Raw genomic sequence first — 12988 nt, forward strand, 5'->3', positions numbered from 1 at the left:
ACGGAACCGGGCGAGCCACAGGGCCCGCCCGATGATTGGCCTTAGCCTTATTGCGCCGGTTCGCCACCCGCCACGCTCACCGGCTGCCACTGGCCAGCCTTGACCTGGTAGACGGTGAACGATGGGTTCTTCAGGTTGCCCTGGGCATCGAAGGCGATGGTGCCGGTCACCCCCGGATAATTGCTGGCGCGCAGCACCGGCAGGTATTGCCGGGGATCGGTCGAGCCGGCTTTCTCGATCGCCGCGATCAGCACGCCGACGCCGTCATAGGCGAATGGCGCATGCAGTTCAATGCCGTGTTTGAAGCGTTGCTGGTACGCCTGCTCGAAGGCCTTGCCGCCAGGCATCTGCGCCACCGCCAGGCCCGGCTCCAGGGCAATCACGCCCTCGCCTTCGTTTTGCGCCAGTTGCAGGAAGGTCTGGCTGACAAACCCACCGGCGCCCATCAGCGGGGCCTTGATCCCCAGTTGCTTGATGCGCCGGGCCAATGGCGCGGCCTGGGAGTCGACGCCGCCGAAGAAAATCAGGTCGGGGTTCTGGCTGCGGATATTGGTCAGCACCGCGCTGAAATCGATGGTCTTGTCGTCCACATACTCGCGCGCCACCACGCTGGCGCCACCGGCCTCGACGGCCTTGGCAAACTGGTCCGCCAGGCCCTGGCCGAAGGCGGTGCGATCGTCGATCACCGCGATGCGCCGGGCCTTGAGGCTATTCAACGCATAGTCGCCGGCGACCCGGCCGCCATCGTCGTCATGGCCCATGATCCGGAAACTGCTGTCGAAACCCTGCTGGGTGTAGGCATGGCCGGTGGCGACCGGCGCCACCTGGGCGATCCCGGCGTCGTGGTAGACCCGCGCTGCGGGAATGCTGGTGCCGGTGTTCCAGTGGCCGACCACACCGACCACCTCGGCGTCGACCAGGCGCTGGGCCACCGAGACCGCCGTGCGTGGGTCGGACTGGTCGTCTTCGGAGACCAGCGTGTAGGTCACCGCCTCGCCATTGATCTGCGGGTGGCGGGCGTTGGCCTGGTCGATGGCCAGTTGCGCGCCGTTTTCCAGGTCCTTGCCGATCCGCGCCGAGGGCCCGGTCAGCGGCCCGGCGAGGCCGATCAGCACCTGTTGCTCGGCCTGGGCCAGGGCACTGGCCAGGCTGCTCAGCGCCAGGCCCAGGAGTACGGCGCGTTTGAATGGAACGCAAGTTTTCATCGGTATTTCCTGTTTCAGGCAGGCCATGTCTGGCCTGTACGGGCTTGTCGGAACACGCCGGGCGTCCGGTAGCGTCAGTGGTTGATTCATTCCCCGAGGTACGCCGCGCGCACCTCGGGGTCGTCGAGCAGATCGCGCGAGGCGCCGCTCAGGCTGATGCGGCCGGTGTCCATCACGTAGGCGCGATCAGTGACCTGCAAGGCCAGCCGGGCGTTCTGCTCCACCAGCAACAGGGTCATGCCCTGGCGGCAGACGTCGTCGATGACCTGGAACAGCTTCTCCACCATGATCGGCGCCAGCCCCATGGACGGCTCGTCCAGCACCAGCAGGCGCGGCCGGGACAACAGCGCGCGGGCCAGGGCGAGCATCTGTTGCTCGCCGCCGGAGAGCAGCCCGGCGCACTGCTGCAGACGTTCTTCCAGGCGTGGAAAGTGCTCGAACAGCTGGCGGATCTCGCGGTTGACCTGGGCCCGGTCACGGCGCAGGAAGGCCCCGGCCTGGAGGTTCTCCAGCACCGTCATGCGGGCGAAGATACCGCGCCCTTCCGGGACCATGGCGATGCCCTGGCGCAGCAGTTCATGGGGCGCCAGGCCGAGCACCGGACACCCGGCGAAATGGATCTGCCCCCGGGCCGCCGGCAGCAACCCGGTGAGCGCCTTGAGGCTGGAAGTCTTGCCCGCGCCGTTGGCGCCGATCAGGGTCACCCGCTCACCCTCGGCGATCCGCAGGTCCAGGGACTTGACCGCTTCGATGGCGCCGTAGCGCACCTGCAAGCCGTCGATTTTCAACAGTGGCTCAGACATCGGCGCTGGCTCCCAGGTAGGCTTGAATCACTGCCGGATGGCGACGCACCTGCTCTGGCGCGCCCTCGGCGATCACCCGGCCGTAGTCCAGCACGCTGATGCGGTCGCATACCCCCATCACCAGTTTCACGTCGTGCTCGATCAGCAACAGGCTGTGGCCATCGCCGCGGATTTTTTCCAGCAGGCCGCGCAGTTGCACTTTCTCGCTGGCGTTCATCCCCGCCGCCGGCTCGTCGAGAGCCAGCAGCAGCGGTTCGGTCGCCAGGGCGCGGGCGATTTCCAGGCGTCGCTGATGGCCGTAGGACAGGCTGTCGGCACGGTAGTCGGCGAAGCCGGCCAGGCCCACGTATTCCAGCAGGCGACAGGCCTGCTCGCGGGTCCGGGCTTCTTCCTCGCGGGCCCGGCGATGCCGGCTCAAGGCGGCCCAGAGGCCGTTGCGGGTGCGCACATGGCGCCCGACCATGACGTTCTCCAGCGCGCTCATGCCGTTGAACAGGCGGATGTTCTGGAAGGTCCGGGCGATGCCGGCCCGGGCCACCCGGTGCACCGCCGTGGGCCGATAGGCCTGGCCATCGAGCTGGAAACTTCCGGAGTCGGCGCTGTAGAGGCCGGTCATGACATTGAAGAAGGTGGTCTTGCCGGCGCCATTGGGGCCGATCAAGCCGTAGATTTCCCCGGGCTGGATGCTCAGGCTGACATCGCTCAGCGCGGCGACGCCACCGAAGTGCTTATTCACCCCTGCGATCCGCAACAACGGCTGGCTCATCGCGCACCTCCCGCCGGCGCCGGCCACAGGCCCGCGGGCCGATAGAGCATGGCCAGGATCAGCGCCAGCCCGTAGAACAGCTGGCGGATGATTTCCGGGTCCAGCAGCACCTGGCCGAACAACGCCTGCTGCAACGGGCCCATGCTCGCGCGCAGCGCTTCCGGCAAGGCCGCCAGCAGCACGCAGCCGAGGATCACTCCAGGGATATGGCCCATGCCGCCCAGCACCACCATGGCCAGCACGGCAATCGACTCGTTGAGGGTGAAAGACTCCGGCGACACGAAGCCCTGAAAGGAGGCGAACAGCGCGCCGCTCACACCGCCAAAGGCGGCGCCGATGGCAAACGCCAGCAGCTTCAGGCGCCGGGTATCCAGGCCCATGGCTTGCGCCGCGTCCTCGTCCTCGCGAATCGCCATCCAGGCGCGACCGATGCGCGAACGCTGGAGGCGGATACAGGCGAACAGGATCAGCAGCACCAACGCGGCGAACAGGTAGTAGTACAGGTAAACCGACGGCAGGCGCAGGCCGAACAACTCCTGGCTGCGGCCGAGGTTGATCCCCAGCAGGTGCACCGGGTCGACCTGGGCAATGCCCTTGGGGCCGTTGGTGAGGTTCACCGGCCGGTCGAGGTTACGCAGCAGGATGCGAATGATCTCGCCAAAACCCAGGGTGACGATGGCCAGGTAGTCGCCGCGCAGGCGCAGGGTCGGCGCCCCCAGCACCAGGCCGCAGCCGGCCGCCAGCAGCGCGGCCAGGGGCAGGATCAGCCAGATCGAGGTATGCAAACCTTCCGGCAGGACCGCCGCCAGGGCCGGGAACTGCGCCAGCAGGTGCGGCGAGGACAGCAGCGCCGCGAGGTAGGCGCCCACCGCGTAGAAGGCGATAAAGCCCATGTCCAGCAGCCCGGCGTAACCGACCACGATGTTCAGCCCCAGGGCCAGCATGATGTAGAGCAGCGCGAAATCCAGGGTCCGGACCCAGGTGTTGCCGCCCGCATGGCCGACCACCCAGGGCGCCAGGACCAGGGCCAGGGTGAACAGCAACAGGCCGAAGTGGGCGCGGGTGCTGGAAGGTGTTGCCAGTGCGGTCGTGAGTGTCATGCGCGGCTCGCCAGTCGTTCGCCAAGAATCCCCGAAGGACGGAACACCAGCACCGCGATCAGCACGATAAAGGCGAACACATCCTGATAGTTGCTACCGAACACGCCGCCGGTGGCCGTTCCCAGGTAGCCGGTGCCCAGGGCTTCGATCAGCCCCAGCAGCAGGCCGCCGAGCATCGCCCCCTTGAGGTTGCCGATGCCCCCCAGCACCGCGGCGGTGAAGGCTTTGATCCCTGGCAGGAAGCCCATGTAGAAATGCGCGCTGCCGTAGTTGCTGGCCATCATGATGCCAGCGAGCGCGGCCAGGGCGCCGCCGATGGCGAAGGTCAGCACGATGATGCGGTTGGGGTCGATGCCCATCAGGCTCGCGACCTGAGGGTTCTCGGCGACCGCGCGCATGGCCCGGCCAAAGCGGCTGCGCTCCACCAGCACCAGCAGCGCCAGCATCACCGCCAGGGCGATGCCGATGGTGGTCAGGGCGGTGGCATTGGTGACCGCGCCATGCCCGGAAGCACCCGGCAGCACCTCGATCGGCTCCAGCGGCAGCAGTTGCGGGAACATCTGCGGGTTGCGCGTCCACACCAGCATGGCGGCGGTTTGCAGCAGCAGCGACACGCCGATGCCGCTGATCAGCGGGGCCAGGCGCGGCGCATGGCGCAAGCGCCGGTAGGCGACCCGCTCGATCAGTACCGCGAGCAAGGCGCAGCAGGCCATGGCGATCAGCGTGGCCAGCAGCAGGACCAGCACCGCGGGCAATTCGGGCCAGGCGGCCTGCAACAGGCGAATCACCGACAACCCGATCAGAGCGCCAATCATCAACACATCGCCATGGGCGAAGTTGATGATCCGCAGAATGCCGTAGACCATCGTGTAACCCAGGGCCACGAGCGCGTAGAGACTGCCCGACATCAAGCCATTGAGCAGTTGCTGGATAAAGGCATCCATGAAAACCATCAACCCCATGTACCAAGGGTCGGACCGCACCGCGCGCCGACCGGAAAGCAAGAACGCGGCACACTAGTTATTTATTCTATTTTTATCAAATATCAGAAATTCATATAGTTATGCGAAATAACAAAAACGCTATAACCGCCATAAATACGGCAGTTACGGCTCTTTATTTCTCAAATATCTTGGTATTTAATTCAACACATGAATAATTTAGAACAGTTAGCCAATGACCCTCCGCTGCGTGCCGTGCGCACCTTCGAAGCCTTCGCCCGCCATGGCGGGGTGAATGCCGCCGCCCGCGAGCTGGACGTTTCCCCCTCCGCGGTCAGCCATCAGTTGCACCTGCTGGAAAGCTTCCTGCAGCAGCCGTTGACCTTGCGCCAGGGCCGCAACCTGATCCTCACCGAGGAAGGCCGCGAGTATTACCGGGCGATCCGCTCGGCCTTCGCCGTGCTGCGCAGCGCCACCGAGCATGTGCGGGAAAAAAGCGCCACGCGCCAGGTCACCATCAGCCTGATCCCGCTGTTCGGCATCAACCTGTTCATTCCGCGCCTGGCGGAGTTTTTGCGGGACCATCCGGAGCTGGACATCAACGTCACTTACGCCAACCACCGCAGCTACCCCAGCGACGCGGCGGACCTGTCGATCCGCTTCGGCACCGGGCACTGGCCGGGGTATCACAGCGAGCCCCTGATTTCCGGGGCGGTCACGCCCTATTGCAGCCGCGCCTTTCTCGAACGGCACGGCCCCATCGACAGCCCTCAGGCCCTGAGCGAACTGCCGCTGCTGCACGACGAGGAACGCGGCACCTGGGGCCAGTGGCTGCAGGCCGCCGACGTGCGCCACGCCACCGCGCTCAACGGCCTGCTGCTGGAAGACGGCCAGTTGGCCCTGACCGCCACCCTCACCGGCCTCGGCTGCTCATTGCTGCGCGAGCCGCTGGTGGCGCCCCATGTGGCCAGTGGCGAGCTGGTGAAACTGTTCGACCTGGAGGTCGACGACGGGCGTCAGTATTACCTGTGCCGCCGCGCCAACAGCGAACTCTCCACCGAAGGCGTCGAGCTGTATGAGTGGATCAAGCGCAGCCTGGTGCGGGGATAAAAGCTCAGGCAAAAAACCGATTCGCCGGCCGCGGCAGCCCGAGGTTTTCGCGCAACGTAGCGCCCTCGTATTCGCGGCGGAAAATCCCCCGCCCCTGCAATTCGGGAATGACCTTGGCGACGAAGTCGTCGAGGCCGCCCGGCAGCCAGGAAAACATGATGTTGAAACCGTCGCTGCCGTGGGTCTCCAGCCATTGCTGCATGTCGTCGGCGATGCTCCGCGCGGTGCCGACGAACGACAGGCCGGCGTATCCGCCGAGACGCTGGGCCAGTTGGCGGACCGTCAGCTGTTCGCGATCGGCCAGCGCCAATACGCGCTCGCGGGCACTCTGGCTGGCGTTGGTTTCGGGGATCGGCGGCAGGAACGCGTCCGGATCGAACTTCGTCGCGTCCGTACCCAGGGCGATGGACAGCGAGGCAATCGCGCTCTCGTAGTGCACCAGGCTGTCGAGGTGCGCGCGGATCCGCCGTGCTTCCTCCTGGGTATCGCCGACCACCACAAAGGCCCCGGGCAGGATCTTCAGGTGCTCGGGGTCGCGGCCGACGGCGACCATGCGCCGCTTGATATCGGCATAAAACGCCTGCCCCTCCTCCAGCGTGCCCGGGGCGACAAAAATCACCTCCGCGGTTTCCGCCGCCAGCTGGCGACCGGGCTCCGACGCGCCGGCCTGCACAATCACCGGCCAGCCCTGCACCGGGCGCGCGATGTGCAGCGGCCCGCGCACGTTCAGGTGGCGGCCAGCATGGTCGAGGCGGTGCAGCTTGTCCGGGTCGAAATACACCCCGCTGTCGGCATCGCGAATGAAGGCGTCGTCCGCCCAGCTGTCCCAGAGCCCGGTGACCACCTCATAGAACTCCCGCGCCCGGGCATAACGCTGGTCATGGGCGAAGGCCTGCTCCAGGCCGAAGTTCAGCGCGGCATCGGGGTTGGCGGTGGTGACGATGTTCCAGCCGGCGCGACCGTTGCTCAAATGATCGAGGGAAGCGAAACGCCGGGCGATATGAAACGGCTCGTCGTAGGTGGTCGAGGCCGTCGCCACCAGGCCGATGTGTTCGGTGGCCTGGCTGAGGGCGGACAACAGGGTGAAGGGTTCGAACGAGGTGGCGGTATGGCTGCGTTTCAAGGCCTCGATGGGCATGTTGAGCAAGGCCAGGTGGTCGGCCATGAAAAACGCATCGAAGCGCGCCCGCTCCAGGGTCTGGGCGAAACGCTTGAGGTGGGCGAAGTTGAAGTTGGCGTCGCGATAGGCGCCCGGGTAGCGCCAGGCGCCGGTGTGAATGCTGACCGGACGCATGAAGGCGCCCAGTTTAAGTTGGCGTTGGGCAGGCATGGAAAGCTCCTTGTGATAGCTCCTGGGTCAGAGGACCCGCAGCATCGACCGGGCAAACTTGGCCTGTCCAATAATCAAAGGTGCTGGCTTATGCCGTTATGACGCGGTGCGTTGCGTAGCGCAGAAACAGCCCGCCGCTGCAAATGCCTCGAGGGCCGCGAACTTGCAACGGCGAGTTCAGGATCGTTCTGCAAGCAATGAATTCAAACGGCGGACACTGTCGATCTGAAACAGAAACTCAGCATTCAAAGATAACTAAAGACAAAGGTCAGTGTGCCATCGGCCTTGCCACCTGAAACCTGATTTTCCGTTTGGATATACCTGGCCGCCAACTTTATCGGGTTGAGGCCCACCACTGCTGTTCCCATGAACTGGGCTTTACCCAGCAGCATCGGTGTAAGGCTCCCTGTAGAGGCGTTGAGTACCTGGATACCTACCCCCTTCGCCGACTGCTCCGAAGACGATAACTTGATAGTCCCCTGGTAATCGCTGATCTGATGAGTGTCATCCAGTGTCATGGCAAGTATCGCACTTGAACTGCACAGTAGCTCAATCGAAAAGTTTTTTGCTGCCGTGAAACTTCCAGGACCATGAAAGCTGGCTGCATTCATTCTTCCCATGTCGACCTGAACGCTATCCTGAGGCAGGTAGCAGGAAGGCACCGTGACATTGATCGTTGGAAATTGAAACTTATTGAGTTTCTTATCATAAAGCCCGCCAAACAGGGAGTCTGGAGCGGTCATCACGGTGATGTCCGGAAAGTAAAAACGGCCCGCGGCAATATCCCCCAGCTTGATCCATTCGAACGTATGTTCAAGCGTGTAATATTTGACCCCTCCCTGATAGGGAAAGTTAAAATTGACCGTGGGAGTTTTACTATTAAGAGCGGTATTACTAAATGACTGGCTTCCAGAGGAGCTTGACATAGTCCATTTCAACCCAATCCCGGCATGTTTCGTTTTAAATGCCCCTTTACTTACTGCAATCGACTCGTTGGAAGACGACTTGAAATATAAAGCAGACGACCCGGTTGGGAAGTAACGGTTGTCACACCTCATAATTGTTTTAACCTCTGCGGTACCCAGCACGCTGCCAACTTCAACGTCCTGCCTGGCAACCAGCGAAGTTGAGAAAGGAACGCTAACAGTGGCATCACCTAAAGGAACGCAAACATCCCTTAAAGCGGCGGCTGAGTACTGGGAAAACAAACCGCCCACCACGATCAAAAACACCGGCAACGGTTTAAAACCATAAGCCCTGAACAAGAGACACTCCCTAAAACAATAAAAAACAAAAAAAGCCCGAACAGATACTACGTCTCAGACTTAACAGTCTAAATAAGACTAATCTCAAAGAAATTCTCCACTTTCCATAATTCCCATAAGAGTTTTGCTCAGCAAAATGAAGAAAGATTCTTATGGCAAGCATCTCGCCCAAGAGGAATTGCCCATTAATCTGGAGAACTTTCCTTACCCGATCATCGGACGGGCTGGCCGATGCAGTCATGACGCGCCACGGCCAATCCCCCACGGGGCCCGAAAACCGCCGGGCCCTTTGGACAGCGCCTTGCGCCCTGCCCGCTACGCCCTACCAGCTATAGGCAACCTTGGCGTAGTAGAACGCGCCGCTATAGCCGTAGGGCGAGAAGGTGCTGTACGCCAGGTTGCCGCCGCTGGAGGCGTAGGCGTTGACCTTCTCCGGGTATTTGTCGGTGACGTTGTCGCCGCCCAGGGTGAACAGCCAGTTCTGCAGCTTGTAGTCGACCGCCAGGTCCAGCAGCCAGGCGGCGCTGAAGGTCTGGTCGTTGACCTTGTCCGCCTGGTAGCTGGTGAACTCGCCGTAACGCACCAGATTGCTGTGCAGCGCCCAGTTGCCGTAGTTGAAGTCGTTGGCCAGGCTCAGCTTGTGCTGCGGCGTGGTGTCGCCCAAGAGGCCGATGCGCTCGCGCCGGTCGACCCGCACCAGGTTGACCCCCAGTTGATCGAGGATCGCCGGGTTGGCTTTCACATCGGTGACCTTGGTGTGGTTGTAGTTGTAGCCGAGCGTGCTGTTCCAGCGGATGCCGTTGTCCAGCCGGTAGCGATAGTTGGCCACCAGGTCCACGCCGTCGGTGCTGGTGTCGGTGGCGTTGGTGAAGTAGCGCGCGCTGGTGTAGTTGATGTTGCCGACGCCGTTGGCCTTGAGGTAATCGATCGCGGTGTTATTCAGCACCAGGTTCGACGACAGCGACACCCGGTCGCGGATATCGATGTGGTACAGGTCGGCGGTGACCGTCAGGTTGTCCAGCGGTTCGAGCACCAGGCCCAGGCTGTAGTTGCGCGATTTTTCCGCCTTGAGATCTTCCGCTCCCAGCAGCCTGGCGACCTGGCTGTCCGCGGCGAAGGTGCCGGATTCCTGAATCGTGTTGCCGATCAGTTGCGACGACGTGAAGGTGAAGTTCTGCTGCGCCAGGGACGGCGCGCGAAAGCCCGTGGAAACACTGCCGCGCAAGGCCACCCGCGGGGTGAAGTCGTAGCGCGCCGAGAGCGAGCCGCTGACGTTGGAACCGAAGTCGCTGTAGTCCTCATGCCGCACCGCCGCCGACACCGCCAGCTTGTCGGTGAAGTGGGTCTCCAGGTCCAGGTACTGGGCGAAGTTGTGGCGCGACGAGCTGCCGGCGTCCGAATCGCGGAAACCGCCCAGCCCGGAACTGCCGGTCTGGTAGTAGGACTCGGGCTGCCCGGCCTCGATCTGATACCCCTGGTGCAAGTACTCGGTACCGAAAGCCACCGACACCGGGTAAGGCAGCCAGCCCAGGCTGAACTCCCGCGACAGGTCCAGGCTCAGTTGCCGCTGGTCGTTGGTCAGGGTGCCGTTGTCGAACGCGTGCGGGGTGTCCAGGCCCAGCGAGGTATTGATGGTCTTGGTCCGCAGTTCATAGGTGTTCTTGCCGTAGTTGGCCGACAGGTCGTAGTGCCAGTTGTCCAGCAGCTCGCCACGCAGGCCGAGCACCAGGCTGGTGTCTTGCAGGGTGCCGTTGATCAGCGGCAGGTAACCGTTGGGGTGCAGCACCGGGTTGTTGTTCGAGGCATTGCTGGCGCGATAGAAGGCCGCGGTTTCGCCCCGGCGCTTGCTGTAGCCGCCGAAGCCGTACAGCTCGGCGGCATCGTTGAGGCTGTAGGCCGAGTTGAACTGGAACTTGCCCTCCTCGGTTTCCGGTTCGCCCTGGCGGAACACATGCTGGCCGTAGGTGGTGGAGCCGACGCTGGCGGGTCGGAAGTCTTTGCCGGCGCGGTCGGTGTAGTCGTTGTTCGCGCCCTCGCCGGACAGGCTGACAAAGCCGTTGTCCCCCAGGGCAAAACCGCTGTTGCCGGCGACCTGGCGCTGAATGCCGTCGCCCTTCTTGTACTGCCCGTATTTAGTGGATATCGAGCCGCCGTGGTCGGCGCTCTTCAAGATGATGTTGATCACCCCGGCAATAGCGTCCGAGCCATAACGCGCCGAGGCGCCATCGCGCAGCACCTCGATATGGTCGATGGCCGACAGCGGGATCGCGTTCAGGTCCGCCGGCGCCGAGCCGCGCCCCACTGCGCCGCCGAGGTTGACGAAGGCCGAGGTGTGCCGGCGCTTGCCGTTCACCAGCACCAGCACCTGGTCCGGCGACAACCCGCGCAACTGCGCCGGGCGGGTCAGCTCGGCGCCATCCACCAGGCTCGGACGCGGGAAATTGATCGACGGGATCAGCTTGGCCAGCACCGTGGCCAGTTCGCTGGAACCGGAACTGCGCAGGCTCTCGCCGGCAATCACATCGATGGGTGACAGCGACGCGCTGGCGGTGCGTTCCTGGGCCCGGGTGCCGGTGACGATCACCGTATCCAGCCGGGCCGCTGTGTCGCTGTCTTCCGTGGCCTGCGCGGCCCCTGCGCCGCCACTCCAGAGCACGGCGCCCAGCACATTGGCCGAGACGATCGCCGTGGACAGAAGGTGTTTTGTGTAGCTCCCCATACCGCTCTCCTTGACGCCAAAACCAGGGCGAACAACGCCTGGCATGCAGACGAGCGATCCGTGCGGCGGACGGTGGCGATCATCGATTCTGTTTTAAGAATGGATCCAGTTGACCGGCCATATAATCTAAAGCGCTATCAGATAAATTTTTAAATACCGTTATCGAATAAACCAGGGCATAAGCCGAACGCATCCGCGACACTTCGTAAATAACGAACCATGGCCCAGGAATAATCGATTTTTCTTCATGGCAAGCTCCCCGCTAGCATGACCTGTCGGCTCCAGAACAAAGCCCTGACCGGGAGAACGGCATGCAGTCCCTGCACATCGGCGAACCCTGGATGTGGTTCGCCTTCATCGCCTTCGTGCTTGCCATGCTGGCCTTGGACCTGTTTGTCCTCGGCGGGCGCAAGGCGCACCGCGTATCGGTGCGCGAGGCATCGTCCTGGGTGATTGCCTGGTCCACGCTGGCGGTGGTCTTCGCGGGATTGCTCTGGTGGTACCTGGAAGCCGAGTTCGGGCCTGAGATCGCACGACACAAGACCCTGGAATTCCTTACCGGCTATCTGATCGAACAGTCGCTGTCGATCGACAACATGTTCATCTTCGTGATGATTTTCGGCTACTTTGCCGTGCCGCCGGAGTTGCAGCGCCGGGTGTTGCTGTACGGGGTGCTCGGGGCAATCGTGATGCGCGGGGCGATGATTTTCGCCGGCGTGTGGCTGGTGTCGCAGTTCGCGTGGCTGCTGTATGCGTTCGGTGTGTTCCTGATCATCACCGGGATCAAGATGCTGCTCTTCGCCCACCAGCAGCCCGACCTCGCCAGGAACCCCTTGTTACGCTGGGTACAAGGCCATCTGCGCATCACCAAAAGGTTTCATGACGAGCACTTTTTTGTGCTGCAAGACGGTCGGCGCTGGGCCACGCCGATGTTCCTGGTGCTGGTGCTGATCGAGGCCAGCGACCTGATGTTCGCGGTCGACAGCATCCCGGCGATCTTTGCCATCACCACCGACCCGTTCATTGTGTTCACCTCGAACATCTTCGCGATCATGGGCCTGCGCGCCCTGTACTTCCTGCTGGCCGACATGGCCGACCGCTTCCACCTGCTCAAGTACGGCCTGGCGATCGTGCTGGTGTTCATCGGCACCAAGATGACGCTGATGCCGTGGCTGCACATGCCGGTGGAATGGTCGCTGGCCGTGGTCGGTGGAATCATCCTGGCTTCGGTGCTGCTGAGCCTGATCAAAAGTCGCAACAAAGCGTCTGACGAGGACCGGATGCGAACGCCGTAGCAACTGTGTTCCTCACGTGACTTGCGCCGAATCCACCCTGCTACGCAGCCCAGGCCTGTCGATGGGTGGCAGCGAAGCGCTGGCAAGGCATAAGGCCGATCTGCGACAAGTGCTGCCGTACCCGGACCCGAGACAGCTGATGACCTGATTCGCGTCCGGTCGGGCCTGATGACGCGAAGCAGCGGCTACAGGTGGAAACCTCGTAGCCGCTGCCGAGGCTGCGGGGGATTTTAGAAGTCGAGACTGACCCCGACGTTGATGCCTTGCTGGGTGAAGTCATCGTCCTTGCGGACGTTGTAGCTGGCGCGCAGGGCCAGGTCCTGGGTGAGCTTGTGGCTGACCCCGAGGTTCAGGCGGTTCAGGTTGGTCTGCGGGGTATAGCCTTCGAGGGTGTAGTTGTTGTCCGGCAGGCTGTTGAGGGCCATGGTCAGCTTCTGGGTATCGTCCTCGTATT

General features: G+C 63.0%; 10 protein-coding genes and 1 pseudogene. 2 read left to right on the top strand and 9 right to left on the bottom strand.

Features of this window, described 5'->3' with window-relative positions:
* Window positions 1-47: 47 nt before the first annotated feature.
* From DK261_RS11650 to DK261_RS11670, 5 genes are all read right to left on the bottom strand, one after another.
* Window positions 48-1205 (bottom strand): branched-chain amino acid ABC transporter substrate-binding protein, encoded by a 1158-nt coding sequence (locus DK261_RS11650; RefSeq protein WP_016702488.1) that lies wholly within the window; start codon window positions 1203-1205, stop codon window positions 48-50.
* An 86-nt stretch (window positions 1206-1291) separates the two neighbouring features.
* Window positions 1292-2008, bottom strand: coding sequence for an ABC transporter ATP-binding protein (locus tag DK261_RS11655; protein WP_009049482.1), 717 nt, complete (start codon window positions 2006-2008; stop codon window positions 1292-1294).
* Window positions 2001-2774: an ABC transporter ATP-binding protein gene (locus DK261_RS11660; RefSeq protein ID WP_110175730.1), complete on the bottom strand. Its 774-nt coding sequence runs from the start codon at window positions 2772-2774 to the stop codon at window positions 2001-2003. The genes DK261_RS11655 and DK261_RS11660 overlap by 8 nt, the downstream gene beginning before the upstream one ends.
* Window positions 2771-3874: an ABC transporter ATP-binding protein gene (locus tag DK261_RS11665; protein WP_009049484.1), complete on the bottom strand. Its 1104-nt coding sequence runs from the start codon at window positions 3872-3874 to the stop codon at window positions 2771-2773. Before DK261_RS11665 ends, DK261_RS11660 begins: the two co-directional genes overlap by 4 nt.
* Entirely contained in the window at window positions 3871-4818 is a 948-nt protein-coding gene (locus DK261_RS11670) for a branched-chain amino acid ABC transporter permease (RefSeq protein ID WP_110175731.1), read from the bottom strand. The genes DK261_RS11665 and DK261_RS11670 overlap by 4 nt, the downstream gene beginning before the upstream one ends.
* 207 nt (window positions 4819-5025) lie before the next feature.
* Here DK261_RS11670 and DK261_RS11675 point away from each other — a divergent pair, with 207 nt between their 5' ends.
* A complete protein-coding gene (locus tag DK261_RS11675; RefSeq protein WP_110175732.1) occupies window positions 5026-5925 on the top strand; it encodes a LysR substrate-binding domain-containing protein in 900 nt (299 codons plus the stop codon).
* 4 nt (window positions 5926-5929) lie between these two features.
* Here DK261_RS11675 and DK261_RS11680 read toward each other — a convergent pair whose 3' ends face one another.
* The 3 genes from DK261_RS11680 to DK261_RS11690 form a co-directional block, all read right to left on the bottom strand.
* Entirely contained in the window at window positions 5930-7255 is a 1326-nt protein-coding gene (locus DK261_RS11680) for an LLM class flavin-dependent oxidoreductase (protein WP_110175733.1), read from the bottom strand.
* 245 nt (window positions 7256-7500) lie between these two features.
* The gene (locus tag DK261_RS11685; protein WP_110175734.1) at window positions 7501-8520 is read right to left on the bottom strand and encodes a fimbrial protein; all 1020 of its coding nucleotides are present in this window, start codon (window positions 8518-8520) and stop codon (window positions 7501-7503) included.
* 322 nt (window positions 8521-8842) lie between these two features.
* The gene (locus DK261_RS11690; RefSeq protein WP_110175735.1) at window positions 8843-11239 is read right to left on the bottom strand and encodes a TonB-dependent siderophore receptor; all 2397 of its coding nucleotides are present in this window, start codon (window positions 11237-11239) and stop codon (window positions 8843-8845) included.
* Between the two features lie 311 nt (window positions 11240-11550).
* Here DK261_RS11690 and DK261_RS11695 point away from each other — a divergent pair, with 311 nt between their 5' ends.
* Window positions 11551-12534, top strand: a complete 984-nt coding sequence (locus DK261_RS11695) for a TerC family protein (protein ID WP_110175736.1) — start codon at window positions 11551-11553, stop codon at window positions 12532-12534.
* Window positions 12535-12764: 230 nt separating this feature from the next.
* Here DK261_RS11695 and DK261_RS11700 read toward each other — a convergent pair.
* Window positions 12765-12988, bottom strand: a pseudogene (locus DK261_RS11700) (autotransporter domain-containing esterase); the annotation flags it as partial.

Source organism: Pseudomonas sp. RW409 (assembly GCF_003184125.1).
Taxonomy (GTDB): domain Bacteria; phylum Pseudomonadota; class Gammaproteobacteria; order Pseudomonadales; family Pseudomonadaceae; genus Aquipseudomonas; species Aquipseudomonas chlororaphis_I.